The organism is Bilophila sp. 4_1_30 (genome assembly GCF_000224655.1).
Classification (GTDB): Bacteria; Desulfobacterota; Desulfovibrionia; order Desulfovibrionales; family Desulfovibrionaceae; genus Bilophila; species Bilophila wadsworthia.
This window is the reverse complement of sequence record NZ_JH114231.1, coordinates 1291780-1310500: the sequence shown is the minus strand read 5'-3', so window position 1 is coordinate 1310500 and position 18721 is coordinate 1291780. Positions and strand designations below refer to the sequence as shown.

18 protein-coding genes and 1 pseudogene are annotated in these 18721 nt (G+C 59.6%); 16 read left to right on the top strand and 3 right to left on the bottom strand.

The genetic code is table 11. The features are described from left to right. Nucleotides 1-6: 6 nt before the first annotated feature. Entirely contained in the window at nt 7-897 is an 891-nt protein-coding gene (locus HMPREF0178_RS05865) for a TIGR01212 family radical SAM protein (RefSeq protein WP_039958775.1), read from the bottom strand. A gap of 327 nt (nt 898-1224) precedes the next feature. Between HMPREF0178_RS05865 and HMPREF0178_RS05860 the strand changes: the two genes are divergently transcribed. The 12 genes and pseudogenes from HMPREF0178_RS05860 (at nt 1225) to HMPREF0178_RS05805 (ending at nt 13186) form a co-directional block, all read left to right on the top strand. Then, nucleotides 1225-2268, top strand: a complete 1044-nt coding sequence (locus HMPREF0178_RS05860; protein ID WP_005028805.1) for a rod shape-determining protein — start codon at nt 1225-1227, stop codon at nt 2266-2268. A 135-nt stretch (nt 2269-2403) separates the two neighbouring features. Further along, nucleotides 2404-3426 (top strand): rod shape-determining protein MreC, encoded by a 1023-nt coding sequence (gene mreC, locus HMPREF0178_RS05855; RefSeq protein WP_009379839.1) that lies wholly within the window; start codon nt 2404-2406, stop codon nt 3424-3426. Next, a complete protein-coding gene (locus HMPREF0178_RS05850; RefSeq protein WP_009379837.1) occupies nt 3423-3893 on the top strand; it encodes a hypothetical protein in 471 nt (156 codons plus the stop codon). The genes mreC and HMPREF0178_RS05850 overlap by 4 nt, the downstream gene beginning before the upstream one ends. Further along, a complete protein-coding gene (mrdA, locus tag HMPREF0178_RS05845) occupies nt 3874-5706 on the top strand; it encodes a penicillin-binding protein 2 (protein ID WP_009379835.1) in 1833 nt (610 codons plus the stop codon). Before HMPREF0178_RS05850 ends, mrdA begins: the two co-directional genes overlap by 20 nt. A 280-nt stretch (nt 5707-5986) precedes the next feature. Beyond that, entirely contained in the window at nt 5987-7096 is a 1110-nt protein-coding gene (gene rodA, locus HMPREF0178_RS05840; protein WP_009379833.1) for a rod shape-determining protein RodA, read from the top strand. A gap of 261 nt (nt 7097-7357) precedes the next feature. Beyond that, a complete protein-coding gene (locus HMPREF0178_RS05835; protein ID WP_005028810.1) occupies nt 7358-7774 on the top strand; it encodes an ATP synthase F0 subunit B in 417 nt (138 codons plus the stop codon). Nucleotides 7775-7842: 68 nt separating this feature from the next. After that, entirely contained in the window at nt 7843-8370 is a 528-nt protein-coding gene (locus HMPREF0178_RS05830; protein ID WP_232281205.1) for an ATP synthase F0 subunit B, read from the top strand. Further along, nucleotides 8367-8919 (top strand): annotated as a pseudogene (atpH, locus tag HMPREF0178_RS05825) (ATP synthase F1 subunit delta). The gene HMPREF0178_RS05830 and the pseudogene atpH overlap by 4 nt, the downstream one beginning before the upstream one ends. Nucleotides 8920-8923: 4 nt before the next feature. Continuing rightward, on the top strand, nt 8924-10432 hold the full coding sequence (atpA, locus tag HMPREF0178_RS05820) for a F0F1 ATP synthase subunit alpha (protein ID WP_009379826.1): 1509 nt from the start codon (nt 8924-8926) through the stop codon (nt 10430-10432). A 13-nt stretch (nt 10433-10445) separates the two neighbouring features. After that, nucleotides 10446-11342: a F0F1 ATP synthase subunit gamma gene (locus HMPREF0178_RS05815; RefSeq protein WP_009379824.1), complete on the top strand. Its 897-nt coding sequence runs from the start codon at nt 10446-10448 to the stop codon at nt 11340-11342. A 17-nt stretch (nt 11343-11359) separates the two neighbouring features. After that, nucleotides 11360-12772, top strand: coding sequence for a F0F1 ATP synthase subunit beta (gene atpD, locus HMPREF0178_RS05810; protein ID WP_009379821.1), 1413 nt, complete (start codon nt 11360-11362; stop codon nt 12770-12772). A 9-nt stretch (nt 12773-12781) separates the two neighbouring features. Beyond that, entirely contained in the window at nt 12782-13186 is a 405-nt protein-coding gene (locus HMPREF0178_RS05805) for a F0F1 ATP synthase subunit epsilon (RefSeq protein WP_005028817.1), read from the top strand. Nucleotides 13187-13505: 319 nt separating this feature from the next. Here HMPREF0178_RS05805 and HMPREF0178_RS05800 read toward each other — a convergent pair whose 3' ends face one another. Continuing rightward, nucleotides 13506-14387 carry a DMT family transporter gene (locus HMPREF0178_RS05800; protein WP_009379818.1) on the bottom strand — a complete coding sequence of 294 codons (882 nt, stop codon included), beginning with the start codon at nt 14385-14387 and terminating at the stop codon, nt 13506-13508. A gap of 68 nt (nt 14388-14455) precedes the next feature. On the opposite strand from HMPREF0178_RS05800, the gene HMPREF0178_RS22450 reads away from it, so the two are divergent. After that, complete coding sequence (locus HMPREF0178_RS22450; RefSeq protein ID WP_157134892.1) at nt 14456-14620, top strand: hypothetical protein; 165 nt, start codon at nt 14456-14458, stop codon at nt 14618-14620. A gap of 6 nt (nt 14621-14626) precedes the next feature. On the opposite strand, the gene HMPREF0178_RS05795 is transcribed toward HMPREF0178_RS22450, so the two are convergent. Beyond that, nucleotides 14627-16318 carry a cation:proton antiporter gene (locus HMPREF0178_RS05795; RefSeq protein WP_009379816.1) on the bottom strand — a complete coding sequence of 564 codons (1692 nt, stop codon included), beginning with the start codon at nt 16316-16318 and terminating at the stop codon, nt 14627-14629. A gap of 42 nt (nt 16319-16360) precedes the next feature. Between HMPREF0178_RS05795 and HMPREF0178_RS22445 the strand changes: the two genes are divergently transcribed. The 3 genes from HMPREF0178_RS22445 to HMPREF0178_RS05785 all read left to right on the top strand — a co-directional run. After that, entirely contained in the window at nt 16361-16744 is a 384-nt protein-coding gene (locus tag HMPREF0178_RS22445; protein ID WP_232281204.1) for a hypothetical protein, read from the top strand. A gap of 165 nt (nt 16745-16909) precedes the next feature. Continuing rightward, complete coding sequence (locus HMPREF0178_RS05790) at nt 16910-17362, top strand: Lrp/AsnC family transcriptional regulator (RefSeq protein ID WP_009379814.1); 453 nt, start codon at nt 16910-16912, stop codon at nt 17360-17362. A gap of 115 nt (nt 17363-17477) precedes the next feature. Continuing rightward, the coding region (locus HMPREF0178_RS05785; protein WP_009379808.1) for an aminomethyltransferase family protein at nt 17478-18721 on the top strand (1244 nt) is incomplete at its 3' end.

Genomic DNA, 18721 nt, shown 5'->3' with positions numbered 1-18721 from the left:
AGTTTTCTACGCCCCTCCACGCCTCTTATGATAGGCGTGCTGGATGAACCGCACGAGGTCGCCCTTGCGGGTGGCCCAGTCGGGGGCGACGAGTTCGCCGGGAGCGGGATCGGCGACGACGCGGTGGATGATGATGTCGGGGCGGAGTTCCGTGAGGGCATCCACGGCAAGTTCGACGTAGGCGTCCTCCGTCAGCGGGACGTAGTCTCCGGCGTGGTAGGCCCGCTCGAGCGCCGTATTCCGGCAGACATAGACGTTATGCAGCTTGACCCCGTGGACGGGCAGGGCGTTGAGGCGGCGGACGGTGGCGTGCACGTCGTCCGGCGTTTCACCGGGAAGGCCGAGCATGAGGTGCGCGCAGACCTGCACGTCGGTTTTTTCCGCCAGCTCAATGGCCCGGGCCGAGGCCGCCGCGTCGTGCCCCCGGTTGATGCGGCGCAGGGTGGCGTCGTTCAGCGTCTGGACGCCAAGCTCAAGCCATTTTTCTTTCCACGGCGCGGCGCCGAGGATAGCCATTTTTTCGGGATCGAGGCAGTCGGGCCGGGTTCCCACGGAAACCCCGGCGAGATCGGGCAGGATGCGGAAAATCTCCAGCATCGCCGCGAGCCGGGAGGCGGGGCCGTAGGTATTGGAAAAGGACTGCAGATACGCGAGGAACAGCGAGGCCCGGTTGGACTTGCGGAAGTGCTCGCGCCAGTGCTCCCACTGGGCGGGGAGGTTCATTCCGGCAAGGCCGAGCCCCGAGCCGGAACCTATGGCGTTGCAGAAGGTGCAGCCCGCGCGGGAGAGCGTCCCGTCACGGTTGGGGCAGCTTGCCCCCGCGTCGAGAGGGATCTTTTGGACCCTCTGGCCGAAGCGTTGGCGGAGATGGACGGTGAATGTATTCCATGTATGCATCAAAACGGGCCTTTCGGTCGGATAGCCGCCAACGCCGTGGCGGTACATATATTTTGACCTTGATTGTTATACATTGAAAATATTTACTATGTGTTGTAGGTTTTCAAAACCCGCCGGAGGTTGCTCTTGACAGCGGGGCGTTTTTGGACCAACACTTCGCGACTGAACTAAGCTACCCGCAAAACGGAAAGCTGAAAAGAGCGTGCGGTTTTTGCAAACGGACCGTCTCGCCAGTTCCCTCCGGCTCTCCTAATTTCCACTTCCGGTACTGATTGAAGATCGACAGATCTTGTTTGGCCCATAGAGAAGACAAGTGAGCAATCCTGTATGCCAAAACTCGTGAATTTTATTCTCGGCGCGTTTTCCAACGATCTCGCCATCGACTTGGGGACCGCCAATACCTGCGTGTATGTGAAGGGGCAGGGCATCGTCCTGCGCGAACCCTCCGTGGTCGCCGTCAAGAAGGACTCTCGCGGCAACAGCGTGGTGTTGGCCGTCGGTCAGGACGCCAAGCGTATGCTCGGGCGTACCCCGGGCAACATCCAGGCTATCCGTCCCATGAAGGACGGGGTCATCGCCGACTTTGAAGTGACCGAAGCCATGCTTCGCCATTTCATTTCCAAGGTGCACAATTCCCGCCGTCACCTTGTCCGGCCCCGGATCATGGTGTGCGTGCCCACCGGCATCACGCAGGTGGAAAAGCGCGCGGTGAAGGAATCCGCCCAGAGCGCGGGCGCCCGCGAAGTCTATCTTATTGAAGAGCCCATGGCCGCTGCCATCGGGGCCAACCTCCCGATTCAGGAGCCTACCTCCAATATGGTGGTGGACATCGGGGGCGGCACCACGGAAGTCGCGGTCATCTCCCTGTCGGGCATCGTGTATTCCCGCTCGGTGCGCGTCGGCGGCGACAAGATGGACGAATCCATCATGACGCACGTAAAGCGCAAGTATAACATGCTGATCGGTGAATCTTCCGCGGAAGAGATCAAGATCAAGATCGCCTCCGCCTATCCGATGGACCCCGAGCAGCAGATCGAGGTCAAGGGCCGCGATCTCGTGACCGGCATCCCGCAGAACATCATCATCACCTCGGAGGAAGTCCGCAAGGCCATTTCCGAACAGGTGGACAGCATCGTCCAGGCCGTGCGCATCGCTCTTGAACAGACCCCCCCGGAACTTGCCGCCGACATTGTGGATCGCGGCATTGTCCTCACCGGCGGCGGCGCGCTGCTCAAGGGGTTGGACCAGCTCCTGCGCGAAGAAACCTCTCTGCCCATCACTGTGGTGGAAGATCCGTTGTCCACGGTCGTTATGGGCACCGGTCGCGCGCTCGACAATCTCAATGAGCTTGGCGACGTCTGTATTGACTGATAGTGCGCCTGCCGGGGGATGCCCCCGCAGGCTTTCCGGTCCGCAGCCCGGCTCCCTGCCGGTTCTGCGGACCGGTTCATCTCCGCCTTCCTCTGGATTCCGCCGCCGATCGGCGGGCCCTTCTCCGGACAAAGCATGTCTCCCAAGCACATCCTGCTGATTCCCGCTCTCGCCTTGCTGATGTATCTCGGTATGTACAGCTGGAACCAGCGCACCCATATCCTCGATAACTTCGCGGCCAACACAGGGCTCGAAGCCTCGGGCGTCGTCCTCAAATCGGTGCGCATGGTGCAGGATACGGTCATGGGGGCGTGGAACCGCTATCTCGATCTCGTGGACGTGCGTGAGGAGAATGACGAGCTCAAGAAGCAGGTCGAACAGCTCCGCCATAAGCTGCTGATGGCCTCGGAGGAGCGTGCCGAACTCGTCCGCTTGCGCCGCCTGCTCACGCTTACGCCGCCGGAAGGCTGGCAGACGCTCGGGGCCCGCGTACTCGCCGGGCGCATGGGGGCGAATTCCGCGCTGGCGTCCGTGCTCATAGGGCGCGGGTACATGACGGGAGCCATTCCGGGGACACCGGTCATGACCCCGCAGGGCGTCGCAGGTCGTGTGCTGCGGGCCGGGCCGAGTTCGGCCACGGTGCTCCTGCTCGTCGATCCGGGGAGCCGTATCGCGGTAATCAGCCAGGAGAGCCGCATTCAGGGCGTACTCGTGGGCGGAGGACCCGACAAGCCGCTGGAGATGCGTTTCGTGTCGCATAACGATGTGATCCGCGCCGGTGAAATTCTGGTCACGTCCGGCCTCGACGATGCGTTCCCCAAGGGGATCCCCGTGGCGCGGGTGCTGTCGGCCACGCCTTCGGATCTTTCGCCGTTTCAGTCCATCCAGGCCGCTCCGCTGGCGACGTTGTCCGATCTTGAAGAATTATTGCTCATTTCCCGTGTGGAAGGCTCCAGCGTTTCCGGCTCGTTGTCCGGTGTGCTGGAAGCTCCGCGCTCGCCCTCGTCTGATTCGGCGGGCAGCCCCGCCGCGCAGCGCGCACAGCCTCAGCCCGGCCAGCAGGGCTCTACGATTCCCGGTCCGCCCCGTCCCGACGCGCCGTTTTTCCTGAGCGGCCCGACGCCCCCGCCCGGGCTGCCGCTGCGGAGTCGTCCATGACGCTCAACATCCTGTGGTGGGTGGCCTTCTTCGTGCTCGGCCTTGCCCTCCAGCAGGCGCTGCCCGGTACGGATGTCCTGGTTGCCGGTTTGTTTCTGGCCTTGCAGGAGCGCCGCCCTTTTCAGCTTGCCGTGGTGCTGCTCGCGCTCATCCTCGTTCAGGAAGGCGTGGGCACGCTGGATTTTGGCACGTCCGTTCTCTGGTACCTTCTGGTCATAACGCTCTTTTTCATCGGGCGCTGGATGTTCGAGACGGAAAACTGGCTGTTCGTACTGCTCCTCAGCGGCTGTATCGGCTTGGCGCATTACGGCGTCATCTGGCTGATGACGCGGCTTCAGTTTATTCCTCTCGACACGACGCAGCTGCTGGACGAAAGCATTCTCCAAGCGCTGCTGACGCCGTTTGTTTGGCAATGCAGCATGATGGCGCGCCGGTGGGTGGTCCCCAATGAAAACAATACAGCTTGAAACCGAAGGCTATCAGCCGCCTAAGAGCGGGCTTGTGCTGTTGCAGTGCCTCGTCGGCTTGCTGTTCTTCACGTTCGTCATCCGGTTTTGGTATCTCCAGATCCATCGTGGGGCCGATTTTGCGCAGCAGGCGCAGGCCAACCACCTGCGGCAGGAGTCGGTATACGCTTCGCGCGGCCTTATCCGTGACGTAAAGGGCACGTTGCTTGCCGAAAACCGGCCCGCCTTCGGGCTGGCCCTGATCCGGGAGGACTGCAAGGACATTTCCGCCACGTTGGCGCAAGTCAGCGAGTGGGCGGGCATTCCGCTGGAGCAGCTTACCAACCGTTTTCAGCAGGACCGGCGCAAGGTGAAGCCTTTCGAGCCGATCCTTTTGCTCAACGACATGCCTTTCGATCAGGTCGCGCGCATTGAGGCGCAGCTCATGCACTGGCCGGGGCTGGAAATCGTCACTCGGTCCAAGCGCTATTATCCCGAAGGCAAGGAATTCGCGCATATTCTCGGGTACGTGGCGGAAGCCAACGAGCAGGAGCTTGCCGCCGATCCATACCTTGCCCTCGGCGACACGGTGGGCAAGCAAGGACTTGAGTATGTGTTCGAGCAGCGTTTGCGCGGGCACAAGGGGCTGTACAACGTCGAAGTCGATGTCCTCGGGCGTTCCCTCGGGAAAACGCTGGTTGAGGAACCGCAGAACGGGGAAAACCTTCAGCTTTGCCTCGATACCAAGCTGCAAAAGCAGCTCGCGGCGCTGCTCGGCGATCAGACGGGCAGCATCGTGGTCATGGAACCGCAGTCGGGTCGGCTTTTGGCGCTGGTGACGAACCCTTCCTACGACAATAACGTGTTTGTCGGCGGTCTGTCCCAGAAGGACTGGGTAGCGCTGCGCGACGATCCCTTCCATCCGCTTCAGAACCGGGCCATCCAGAGCGTGTACCCGCCCGGCTCGGTCTGGAAGCTCATGATGGCGGGGCTTTTCCTCAAGGAGGGCATCTCCCCATCGTTCCGGGTCGTGTGTACCGGCGCTGTGAAGCTCGGCAACCGGGAGTTCCGGTGCTGGCGGAAGGGGGGGCACGGTGCCGTGGATATGATCCAGTCGCTCCTGCATTCGTGCGACGTGTATTATTATGTGCTCGGCGAGAAGCTCGGCATCGACCGCATTGAGAATTTTGCCAAGGCGTGCGGATTCGGCGCGCCTACGGGCATCGATCTGCCGCATGAGAAATCCGGTCTTGTGCCGTCGAAGGCGTGGAAGAAGCGCCGCTCGGGTGAGGCGTGGTATCGCGGTGAAACGCTTAATGTTTCCATCGGGCAGGGGTACACGCTGGTGACGCCGCTCCAGATGGCGAATTTTGTGAGTTCGTTGCTCAACGGCGGCAAGCTGATGAAGCCTCAGCTTCTGGTTGATGCCAAGCCGGAAGTGCGGGGAAACATCCCTTTCAGCGAAGAGGCCCGTAAATTGGTGCTGGAAGGTATGCGCGTTACGGCGGATGTCGGCACGGCCAAGGTTCTGCGCCGCACGGATGCCGTCATCGGCGGCAAAACGGGGACCGCGCAGGTCGTCAAGATCCGCATGGTCGGCGAGCGCCGGCAGCGTACGGCGGAAATGGCGTATCTGGAGCGCGACCACGCGTGGATTGCCTCATACGGCCGCAAGGACGGAAAGGATGTGGTCGTTGTCGTCATGCTGGAGCACGGGGGCGGCGGCAGTTCGGCGGCCGGTCCGGTAGCCCGCGACGTGTATAACATCCTTTATGGGACTCCGCTTGGGCCGCAGCCGCAGAGGGCGGTAACCCGTACGGTGCGTGAGGATTGATTTTGGAATGAAGCGGGGGAGGGCGCTTTTTGCATAAAGCGCCCTCCCCGGACCTCCTCCCGTAAAAACTTCAACGCTATCGAATCCCTGTTCGGTGGGTGGGGGATGCGAAGCTACGTCTTCCGATAAAGTATTATCTCGTTAATCGTCCTATGAGGATAGAAGAAACATATTCGGGCGGTTCCGTTTGTGCCGGGGTCCGGGGGGCGGCTCGCCTCCCGGCGGGTGCAGGGCGGCGCCCTGCCGGGGTACGGGGCGGAGCCCCGTCAGGAGTTGCTACATGGCGATAGATCGGAGACTGCTGACGTATATCAACTGGGGGCTTGTGGCCACCACGCTTTTGCTGTTCTGGGTGGGCATCGGCAACCTGTATTCCGCCAGCGGCGTCAGGGTGGAGGATGGCATCAGCCTTGCCCCGTACTATGAGCGCCAGATGATCTGGGGGGCGTTCGGCCTGATCGCCATGGTCGCCTGCATGAGCTTCGATTACCGCCATTTGCAGGCTATGGCCCTCCCTTTTTTTCTGATCGTGCTCTTTTCCCTCTGCCTGATCCCTATCTTTGGGAAAGTCATCTACGGCGCGCGCCGCTGGATCGATCTGGGATTCTTCCACTTCCAGCCCAGTGAAATGGCCAAGATCGCCGTGTTGCTCATGGGGGCGCAGGTGCTCTCGCTGGACGGCGAGCCGTTGTCGTGGAAGAAGCTTTTTCAGGTTTCGTGCGTGGGCGGTATCCCTGCGGCTTTCATCGTATGCCAGCCTGACCTCGGGACGGCCTTGACCGTGCTGGCTATTCTTGGCGGCATGATCTTGTACCACGGCCTCAAGAAGCGGGTGCTGCTCGTCTGCCTCATCAGCATTCCGCTGCTGCTTCCCATGGCGTGGTTCGCGCTGCACGACTACCAGAAGCAGCGCATCATGACGTTCCTCGATCCGTCCAATGATCCGCGAGGGGCGGGATACCACATCATCCAGTCAAAAATCGCCATTGGTTCCGGACAGATATGGGGTAAAGGCTTCCTTGAGGGCACGCAGAGCAAGCTGAGCTTTCTCCCGGAAAAGCATACCGACTTTGCCATCGCCGTGTTCGGTGAGGAATGGGGGTTTGTCGGCTGCGTCGCGCTCATGGCGCTGTTCAGTCTCTTTTTATTGAGTATTTTCGAGACGGTGCGGGGGGCCAAAGATCGGTTTGGGAGCAACCTCGCGGCGGGGATTTTCATTTACTTCTTTTGGCAAATCTTTATCAACGCCGGCATGGTAGTGGGGATCATGCCGGTGGTCGGCATCCCCCTCCCTTTCATCAGCTATGGCGGCAGCGCCACGGTCGTCAATTTTTCCCTGATCGGGCTGGTCCTGAATATTTCCATGCGCCGTTTCTTGTTCAAAACATAACGGAGCCTGTTCTGTTCGCTTAAATAATATTTTTTTCACAAAGATGGGGAAAGGCGCTGTTCCGGAGAAAACGGACGGCATGTGCCGACTAGCCGCTTGAAATGGTGAATGTTCGCTGTGGAGTGCGGTAAAGCATCCGTTTCCCACAAAAGCGGATTGTGATCTTTTGCTTTTGCGGAGAACCTTTGACACATTTTGCTGGTTCGTATATAATGCCCGCATTCTATACGTTTATCCGTTTTGTATGAAGGGAGTTTCCGCGTGGTAGATCTTAATATTACGTTATGGATCCAGTTGGCGAACTTTCTTGTCACTCTGGTTGTGCTCAACTATCTTTTGATCTCGCCAATCCGAAAGATCATCCGTAAGCGCAAAGACAACGTGGAAGGGCTGATCGGCGAAATCGAAGCGTTCACCGCGGAAAAGCAGCAGCTTCTGGATGAGTACGAGTCGGAACTCCGCAAAGCGCGCGAAGCCGCCGCCATCTACCGCAAGGACGGCAAGGTCATGGGCGAACTGGAACGGGCGCGCATTTTTGATGCCGCCAGCAAGGATGCCCAGTCCGAAGTGCGGACGACGCAGGCCGCCGTGCGCGCCGACGCCGGTGTGACCCGCCGTGCGCTTCAGGCGAAAATGCACGAATTCACCGAAGCCGCCATGGCGAAGCTTCTGGCATAACTCAGAGTTCGGGGGACCCCTTGAAAGCGCTAGCCTCTTTTTTCTTGTCCAGAGACGGTATTGTGGCCGTGGCCACCCTGATTCTGCTGGGTGTCGTTTCCCATTTCAGCGATCCGTACAATCCGTGGATCAACTTACTGGCCCGTGTCGGCAACGTGTGCGTCTTCTTGTACATCCTGTGGCGTGCCGCCGGGAAAGCGATTGTTGACGGCCTGAGCAACAGGCGGGCCGCCATCGTCGACGAACTCGACAGCCTCGCCGTCCGCAAGGCCGCCGCGGAAGAGCAGCTCGCCGCCATGATCGAGAAGATCGACAGCCTTGATGCCGAGTGCGAAACCATCCTCAAAGACAGCCGGGCCCGTGGCGAAGCCATCCGTGAGGCGCTTGTCGCCGATGCCCTCGAAGAGGCGGAAAAGATTCGCAACGCCGCGCACCGCGCTGCCGACAGCGAAACGAAGAAAGCCATTGAGGAATTGCGGAGCCAGATGGCCGACGAAATCGTGCAGGCTGTGGAAGCTACCCTGAAGGAGAAGCTTGATATGAAGAAGCATGTCAAGCTCATCGACAACGCGCTGAAAAAGGTGGTGCTCAATTGAACGGCGACATCGTGGCACAGCGGTACGCCAAGGCGCTTTTCGCCTTGGGGCAGCAGGAAGGCATGGCCAAGCTGGAGCAGTACGGGGAAAATCTGTCCGCTCTTGAAGGGGTTCTTGAAGACTCCCCTGAGCTGGTGCGGCTCTTCCACATCCCCGTCATCAGCGTCGCCGAAAAGCAGAAGGTCCTGTCACAGGTTCTCGACAAGCTTGACGTTGACCCCATGATAAAAAATTTCTGCTCGTTGCTGGCAGAAAAGGAACGTCTCCCTCTTTTTGAAGAGATTGCCGAAGCGTTCGGCAAGCTCCTTGATGAGGCTTGGGGCGTTGTTCGCGGCAAGCTCCTGACTGCCGTAAGCCTCAGCAAAGAGCAGCAGGCTGGCATCCTTGCCAGACTCGAAAAGCAAACCAGCAAACAGATCGCGCTGAAGTTCGAAGTGGATCCCTCCATCCTCGGCGGGGTCGTCCTTCAGGTGGGGGACGAACGTGCTGGATGCGAGCCTTCGAGCTCAATTGGCTATCCTCAGAGACATCATCAAGAGGGGTGAATAGGATCATGCATATCAATGCAGGCGAGATCAGCAAGATCATCAAAGAGCAGATCCAGAACTACGAGCAGCGTGTCGATGCCACCGAAACCGGCACAGTGCTTTCCGTAGGGGACGGGATCGCCCGTGTATATGGCGTGCAGAACGCCATGTCCATGGAGCTTCTCGAGTTCCCCGGCGGACTGTTGGGCATGGTGCTCAACCTGGAAGAAGACAACGTGGGTGTAGCCCTGCTTGGTGAAGATACCGGCATTAAAGAAGGCGATCCGGTCAAACGTACCGGCCGCATCTTCTCCGTGCCGATCGGCGATACCGTCATGGGGCGCGTTCTGAACCCCCTCGGTATGCCCGTCGACGGTCTCGGACCGGTTGAAGCCACCGAATTCAGCGCCGTGGAAGTGAAAGCTCCCGGCATCATCGCCCGTAAGAGCGTGCACGAACCCATGGTTACCGGGATCAAGGCCATCGACGCCATGACCCCCATCGGCCGCGGGCAGCGCGAACTGGTCATCGGCGACCGTCAGACCGGCAAGACCGCCATCTGCATCGACGCCATCCTTGCCCAGAAGAATTCCGACGTGCACTGCTTCTATGTGGCTATCGGGCAGAAACGCTCCACTGTCGCGCTCGTGGCCGACACCCTGCGCAAGCATGGTGCCATGGAGTACACCACCATCATTTCGGCTACCGCTTCCGAGCCGGCCCCGTTGCAGTACATCGCGGCCTACTCCGGTTGCACCATGGCCGAATATTACCGCAACAACGGCAAGCACGCCCTCATCGTGTACGACGACTTGTCCAAGCAGGCTGTGGCCTATCGCCAGATGTCCCTGTTGCTCCGTCGTCCTCCGGGACGTGAAGCCTACCCCGGCGACGTCTTCTACCTCCACTCGCGCCTCCTTGAACGCGCGGCGAAGGTGAACGACAGTCTGGGGGCCGGTTCCATGACCGCTCTGCCCATCATCGAAACGCAGGCTGGCGACGTGTCCGCGTACATCCCCACCAACGTGATCTCCATCACCGACGGTCAGGTGTACCTGGAACCCAACCTCTTCAACGCCGGTATCCGCCCGGCCATCAACGTGGGCCTTTCGGTATCCCGCGTGGGTGGTTCCGCGCAGATCAAGGCCATGAAGCAGGTCGCTGGCACGATGCGCCTGGATCTCGCCCAGTACCGCGAACTGGCCGCTTTCGCCCAGTTCGGCTCCGATCTGGACAAGTCCACGAAGCAGAAGCTGGAACGCGGCGCGCGTCTGGTGGAACTGCTGAAGCAGCCCCAGTACCAGCCCATGCCCACTCAGGAACAGGTCGTGTCCATGTATGCCGCCACCCGCGGTTTCATGGATGATGTGCCGGTTGCTTCCGTGCAGGCTTTCGAACGCGACTTCCTTGACTTCATCCGTGGCGCCAAGTCGGACATCTTGGACGACATCGTTGCCCGCAAAGTCTTGGACGCCGATCTCGAAGCCCGTCTGAAGGACGCCATCCTTGAGTTCAAAAAAGGCTATAATGCCTAGGGGACGGTAGCGCATGCCTTCGTTGAAAGACGTCAAAATGAAGATCGTCGGGGTCCGTAAGACCAAGCAGATCACCAAGGCCATGAACATGGTGGCCTCGGCGAAGCTGCGCGGCGCCCAGTCCCGCATTGAGCGTTTCCGCCCCTACGCGGAAAAGTTTCAGGCTGTGCTCGGCGATCTTGCGGCCAAGTCCGACGGCTCGGCTCATGCGCTTCTCGAGCGCCGTGCCGAGTGCCATGTCTCGGTGATCATTCTGGCTACTTCGGATCGCGGCCTGTGCGGCGGCTTCAACGCCATGCTCATCGCCAAGGCTCTTGACGCCGCCCGGACGAAGACGGCCGAAGGAAAAACCGTCAAGTTCATCTGCGTGGGTAAAAAAGGACGCGACGCTATCCGCAAGACCGGCTTTGAAGTCCTGTCGGCGTATGCGGATGTCATGGGCAGCTTCGACTTCTCCCTTGCTTCCGGTATCGGTAAGGATGTGGTGAGCGGCTACACGCACAAGGCGATGGATGAGGTGACCCTCATCTATGGCAAGTTCGTGTCCGTGGCAAGACAGGTTCCTCTCGTTCAGACCCTGCTGCCGGTGGAGGCTGCTGCGCCCGCAACGGCTGATTCCGCCGCAGACGGCGCTTCCGCTCAGGGAGTGTCCGAAGAATACACTTACGAACCAGAAGTGACGAAGCTCCTTGCCGAAATCCTTCCCCGGTTCGTCAATGTGCAGATATACCGTGGCCTGCTGGACACTTCCGCGAGCGAAAACGCTGCCCGGATGTCCGCTATGGACAACGCCACGCGCAATTGCGACGAAATGGTGGGTGCCCTGACGCTGCTCTTCAACAAGACGCGCCAGACATCCATCACCAACGAGCTCATTGATATCGTTGGCGGCGCGGAAGCTCTGAAATAAGGGAGCGAGCAATCGTTATGAGTGAAAACATCGGCAAAATCGTTCAGGTCATCGGCGCAGTCGTTGACGTGGCGTTTCCCGACGGTCATTTGCCAAATATTCTGACCGCTCTGGAAATCAAAAACCCCAACAATAGCGATGCGCCTGATCTGATCTGCGAAGTGGCCCAGCACCTGGGCGACGACGTCGTACGCACCATCGCCATGGACGCGACCGAAGGTCTTGTCCGCGGCATGGACGTCGTGGATACCGGCAAGCCGATCATGGCTCCGGTGGGCGCGGCGTCTCTTGGGCGCATCATGAACGTGGTGGGCCGTCCCGTTGACGAAATGGGCCCCATCAAGGCTGAAAAATATCTGCCTATCCACCGCGAAGCCCCGAGCTTCGTGGAGCAGAACACTTCGGTGGAACTGCTGGAAACCGGCATCAAGGTCGTGGACCTGCTCGTTCCCTTCCCGAAGGGCGGCAAGATGGGTCTGTTCGGCGGCGCCGGTGTGGGCAAGACCGTTATCCTCATGGAAATGATCAACAACATCGCAAAGCAGCACGGTGGTATCTCCGTGTTCGCCGGTGTTGGCGAACGTACCCGTGAAGGGAACGACTTGTATCATGAAATGAAGGACGCGGGTGTTCTCGAGAAAGCCGCCCTCGTGTACGGCCAGATGAACGAACCTCCGGGAGCCCGTGCCCGCGTGGCCCTGACCGCCCTCACCTGCGCGGAATACTTCCGCGACGAGGAAAATCAGGACGTGCTGCTGTTCATCGACAACATCTTCCGCTTCACGCAGGCTGGTTCGGAAGTGTCGGCTCTACTCGGTCGTATGCCCTCCGCTGTGGGGTATCAGCCCACTCTCGGCACCGACCTCGGTTCGCTGCAGGAACGTATTACCTCCACCAACAAGGGGTCCATCACCTCGGTGCAGGCCGTATACGTCCCCGCCGACGACTTGACCGACCCGGCTCCGGCGACCACCTTCTCGCACCTTGACGGTACGCTCGTGCTTTCCCGTCAGATTGCGGAACTTGGCATTTACCCCGCCGTGGACCCGCTTGACTCCACCTCCCGTATTCTTGACCCCAACGTTGTGGGTGAAGAGCACTACGGCGTGGCTCGCGGCGTGCAGCAGGTGTTGCAGAAGTACAAAGAGCTTCAGGACATCATCGCCATCCTCGGTATGGACGAACTGTCCGACGACGACAAGCTTGTCGTGGCTCGTGCGCGTCGTATCCAGCGTTTCCTGTCGCAGCCTTTCCATGTGGCCGAAACCTTTACCGGCACTCCCGGCGTCTATGTGAAGCTGGAAGCCACGGTCAAGGCTTTCAAGGGCATTCTGAACGGCGACTATGACCACCTTGCGGAAGACGACTTCTACATGGTGGGCGACATTGATATGGCTCTGGCCAAGTACCAGAAGCGCCAGGAAAACTAGGAGCCTGATATGGAATCCACGCTTCAGCTCGAAATCGTCACACCTGACAAAGTTGTGGTCAGCCAGACCGTGGATTACGTCGGTGTTCCGGGTATCGAAGGTGAATTCGGCGTCCTGCCGCATCACATCGCGCTTCTGTCCGCTTTGGCTATTGGCGACCTCTATTTCCGCGTCGACGGGAAGACGGAACATGTGTTCGTTTCCGGCGGGTTCGCTGAGGTTTCCGACAACAAGCTGAGTATTCTGGCCGAATCGGCCGAACGTGGCGAGGACATTGATACTGCCCGCGCCAACGCGGCTCGGGAACGTGCGGAAGCGCGTTTGGCCGCCAAGACTGCCGAAACGGATATGCTCCGGGCGCATCTTGCTCTCCAGCGTGCTGTGGAGCGGTTGCACATCGCATCACTGGTTTAGTTGGTTTTGTTTTATGATTAAAGGGCGCGGGGCTTCGGCTCCGCGCTTTTTGTTTAGTGTTGAGCTGATTGGTGATACGGGGAAGATTGGGGCGTGCTGGCCTGTAGGGGGAGGCGTTAGGATGATTTCGCTTATCAGTAATGGCAAAAGGGAGAGGGGGGAAATGCTTTGATTGGGCAGGAGGGGATGGAGTGAGCGTCTCGAAAGGACGTGGAGGGTGGCGGAGAGAAAAATTTCGTTTATTGGCTTTGCAGTAAGAGAAGCTGGGGGCTGAAGCAGGGGAGGGAGCGCTGGTGTGGAGGCTCTCTCCCCTGTCCGGTTATTGCCGTTGCTTTTCTGGCAGGGCAGCAATGATGACGCCCATGAACGTGAGCCCGACGCCGAGGGTTTGAGCCAACGTGAGGCGTTCCCCGAGGATGGTAAAGGCGAAGATAAGGGTGAACACCGGGATGAGGTTGCCGAAGAGGGCGACGATGCCCGCTTCAAGATGCTTGAGGGCAAAGTTGAAGCTCAGGTACACAAGGAAGCCCACGCCGAGGCCCATATAGAGCAGGCCGCCGATTGCAGGCATGGTGACGTTGACGGGCATGGGCGTCGTGAACACGAAAGGCAGGAATACGATGGTCCCGCCGAGCGCCTGAATGGCGGAGATGCTCAGGAAGGAGTAACGCCGGGAAATGAAGCGCACGCACACGGCGTAGCCTGTCGCGGACAGGACGGCACCGACCATCAGCAGGTTACCGAGAATGGGATTGGACGCCTGAGCCGAGCTTTCGGCGGCGAGGGAGGCCCCGGCGACGCCCGCCACGGCAAGCAGCATGGCGATAATGGTCTTCTTGGTGAGCTTTTCGCCGAGGAACAACCATGCGGCCACGGCGGTGCAAAGGGGGAAGCAGGCTGCAATGACGCCGCCCTGCGATGCCGTGGTGTAGGTCATGGCGAAGGTTTCGCAGAGGAAGAACAGGCAAGGCTCGAACAGGACCATCGCCAGCAGGTATTTCCAGTCGCCCTTTTGATAGGGGATATGGCTCCACAGGCGGTACAGCGCCAGATAGATGACCCCGGCGAACGCCACGCGGGCAAAAACTACCTGCATGGCGGTAAATGACTCGAACGCGTATTTCATGGCGATCATGCCGCCGCCCCACGTCGCATAGCTCAGGATCAGCAACGCCATCAGCACGTTCTTGGATACGGTCATGGTTCTCTCCTCAAAGTGCCCGCCGGTTGTGAAAGAACGGGCTATCATGATGTTTCCACGGACTTTAGATGGTTGTGCCCGACAAATCTGATGCAGATGCGACACTTTTGCAAAAATGGGGAGATGAAAAAATGGGAGCGGAAAGGGGGAAAACGCAAAACACGGCGTCCTTGTTCAGAAAAAACCGTGAAGGCTATATGGCCTTCACGGTTTGTGCATATACGGTACGTTGAGGATAATCAGGCCATGCGTTCGCGGAGTTTGCGGCGTTCGCGGTCGATTTGTTCGTCCGTGGCTCCGAAGTCGCGCATCAGGTGTTCGGTCATGGCGACGGCGACTTCACGTTCGCCGGAGAAGACGGCTGATACGCCCTCGGACTTGAGATTTTCCGCCACGCGCAGATAGGTGGTGTGGACGAGGATGCGCAGGTTGGGATTGATGGCGCGGGCGACTTCCACGATTTCCCCGGCCGGGGCGCTCGACGAGGAAATGATGAGCCCCTCGGCCTCTTCCGCGCCCGCATGGATCAGGACTTCGCGTTGTGTTGCGTCGCCGTAGATGATCTTCTCGCCGAGCGCGCTGACTCGCCGCACGGTATCGATGTTCATTTCCACGACCACCACGTCGAGGTTGTTGTCGCGGAGGATTCCCGTGAGTTGCTTGCCTACGGGGCCATACCCTACAACAATGATGCGCTGCGCACCCTCGGGGTGGGAAAGTTCGTTTTCATCGAGGCGGGGGAGCCCGATGCCTTTGGATTCCAGCCAATGGGCCGCCCCGTTGATGCGCCGGTAGAGCAGGGGGTTGAGGGTGATGGAAACGATCGCCGTCACGATGATCGCGCTGGAAGCTTCCTTGGGCAGTACGCCGAAGCTCACGCCCATCGCGGCGAGGATGAAGGAAAATTCGCCGATCTGCGCCAGTGCGACTGCGACGGAAAGGGCCATGCGCAAAGGCTTGCCGAAGAGCTTGACCACAATGAAGGCGGCCAGCGGTTTGCCGATGAGGACGATTCCGAGCGTGGCGAGGATGAGGGGCCAGTCGCTGATGAGCGAGGCGGGGTTGAACAGCATCCCCACGGAAACGAAGAAGAGGACGGCGAAGGCGTCGCGCATGGGCAGGGCCTCTGCGGCCGCCTGCGAGCTGAATTCGGACTGGCCGACGACCATGCCGCTGAGGAAGGCGCCAAGGGCCATGGAGGCGCCGAAGAAGTTGGCCGCGCCCACGGCCACGCCGAGGGCCAGGACAAGGACGGAGAGGGTAAACAGATCCCGGGTTCCGGTGCGGGCCACATAGGCAAGGAGCTTGGGGATGATCCGTTGGCCGACCACCAGCGCGAAGACCACGAGCGCCCCGAGTTTCAGTGTCGTAACGGCAAGGACGTGCCAGACGCTTTCGGACTGTTCGTTGCCGCCCACGATGGCGGGCAAAAGCACCAGCAGAAGGATGGTGAAGAGATCTTCCACCACCAGCCAGCCGAGGGCCACGTGGCCCGTTGTGGTGTGCAGCGCTTTGTTGTCGGAAAGGACGCGGGTCAGGACGACCGTACTGGCGACGGAGATGGCCATGCCGAAAACCGCCCCGGCGGCCCATGACCAGCCGAAACCGTGCGAGACGACCATGCCGAGCAAGGTTGCCGCCCCGATCTGGGCGGCCGCGCCGGGCAGGACGATACGCTGGACGGCCAGCAGGTCTTTAAGATGGAAGTGGAGGCCCACGCCGAACATGAGCAGGATGATGCCGATTTCCGCGCATTGGGACGCCGTGTCCGCATCGGCGACGAAACCGGGGGAATAGGGGCCTACAATAATGCCTGCCAACAGGTAACCCACAATGGGGGACATGCGTAGTTTCTGGGTGATGAATCCGAGCACGAGGGCTGCGCTCAGGCCACCGGCAAGCGTCAGGATGAGATCGACGTTATGCAGCATAGAGTCCTTTGCATGTGCGGTTGTCCGTTCACGTATTCATGATTGCGTTCTTTTTCAGAAAGAAAGAATGCCGAAACGAGGAACGAATATCAAGGGGATGGCTTTGCCCGTTTCATGATTACCTTCCAACGCCGCCATAAGGCCGGAACTGGCCGTTTGAAAGAGGTGCTTGCTCCTCTTCACGATGCGCCGGGGCGGAAGAGGGCTTGCGGCGCGGAGCGGCTGCCCATACGGGATAGGCCCCGAAAGAGGGGAATGGATTATCCTGCGTTTTTTTTCGATCGGAGTAAAGGTTTTGGGAAAAATTTTGATGTCGGATGCTCGTGCCGTTTTTGGAAAAAAGATACCTTTAAAGAAAAAAACGGCGTTGATATGATACTTTTTATAGCCTTTTTCCCTGTTTTTCCGAGAAAAGCGCTCCGGTAGGGATTGTCTGTGAAAAATATCGTTAACAAAAGAGAAAGGAGGAATTTCTGTTGAATAAAAAAATGAAAAGGACTATCCTTTTTTGAAAGAAAAGTTCTTGCAAAAAGCGTACTGGTTCTGGGAGTGCATCCCGGCTTTCGCAAGTCCCCGATCCATCGGAATGTCATGAAAATCAAGCTCGACGAAACCAATCTGGCAATTATCAAGGCGCTGCGTAATGGCCGCGCCTCTTTTCGAGACATCGCCGCGGATCTGGGGCTCTCCGAAGTGACTGTCCGTACCCGCGCAGCCCGGCTCATCGAAGACGGCGTGCTGGACATCTGCGGTCAGGTCGATGTGGAAAAGCTTCCCGGACACACGCTGGCGCTGGTGGCGATCAAGCTGCGCTCCCCGGATCTTGTGGGCGAGGGCGAAGTGTTCTCCCACTTGCGGGGCGTGGTTTCCGTGGCTGTCCTGACGGGGCGGCACGACCTTATCCTGACCGTGCTGCTCAATGAGGAGTTCGGCCTGCTGGATTTCTACACCAACGAGTTCTCCAAGTGTCACGACAGGGTGTCTTCCATCGAAACCTTTATCGTCTATAAGGGATTCAGCCTGAAGGTGCCCTATATTCTGTAGCCGCCCCGGCGGTCTGCGGAGTTTTTCGAGTCGGCGGGGCGTCCCGTCGGCTTTCTGGCGTCGCACAGGCGGCGCGGGATTTCGCACAAACAGGGACTGTTAAACGGAGTCATTCATGTTGCATCAAACGGCATTACACGCAACGCATGAGGCCCTCGGCGCCACGCTGGTTGATTTCGGCGGTTGGGATATGCCGCTCTGGTATCCCACCGGCGCGGTGAAGGAACATCTCGCCGTCATCCAGCACGCCGGACTGTTCGATATCGGGCATATGGCCGGGCTCATGGTTTCCGGCCCCGACGCGCTGGAAGCGCTTCAGTGGGCCTTTACCAAGGATTTGTCCTTGTCCGGTCCGCGTGCCGCTTACGGCGCGTTCCTCGATGCGTCCGGCGGCGTGGTGGATGACGCCATCGTATACCCCCTGAGCGAAGGCCGTTACTTTGTGGTGCTCAACGTGGGCAAGGGCGAACGCATTGCCGAATCGCTCCGCGCATGGGCCGCTTCCGAAGGCAAGAGCGTAACGATCCGCGATCTCGCCGGGACATACGGCAAGCTCGACCTTCAGGGCCCGGCTACGGTCCGCGTCATGACCAAGCTCCTCAAGGACCCCGAGGCCGTGTTCGACAAATTGCCCTATTTCTCCTTCAAGGGCGACATCGAACTTGCCGACAGCGATATTTTCCTTGCCGACGGTACGCCGATCTTTCTGTCCCGTACGGGGTATACCGGCGAGCAGGGCTTTGAAATCTTCGTTCCCTACGACAAGATCGTGGATATTTGGAACCGGATTCTCGAAGCGGGGAAGGACGAAGGCGTCATCCCCTGCGGCCTGGCCGCCCGCGACTCCGTGCGTGCCGGGGCGGTGCTCCCGCTTTCGCAACAGGACATCGGCCCGTGGGCATTCGTGAATAACCCGTGGCCCTTCACCCTGCCCAAGGATGAAAACGGCAACTGGACCAAGAATTTCTTTGGCCGTTCCGCCCTTGAGGAAGCCATTGCTTCCGGCAATGTCACGTATACCTATGCCTACTGCGGCTTTGACCCCCGCAAGGTGACGTCTCCCGATCACGACACGCATCCGCAGGTCCTGCTGGATGGCGAGGTCATCGGCGACGTGCTCACCTGCGTGGCGGACGTGTCCATCGGGCGCGTGGACGGCGTGATCACGAGCGTCGCCAGCCCGGAAAAGCCGGAAGGTTTCGCGCCCAAGGGCCTTGTCTGCGGCTTTGTCCGCGTGAACCGCCCGCTGGAGAACGGCACCAAGCTTACGCTCGCCGACCCGCGCCGCAAGATTCAGGTCGAGACCGTGACCGACATCCGTCCCGCCCGCACCGCCCGCAAGAAGCTGGGAAGCCTGTA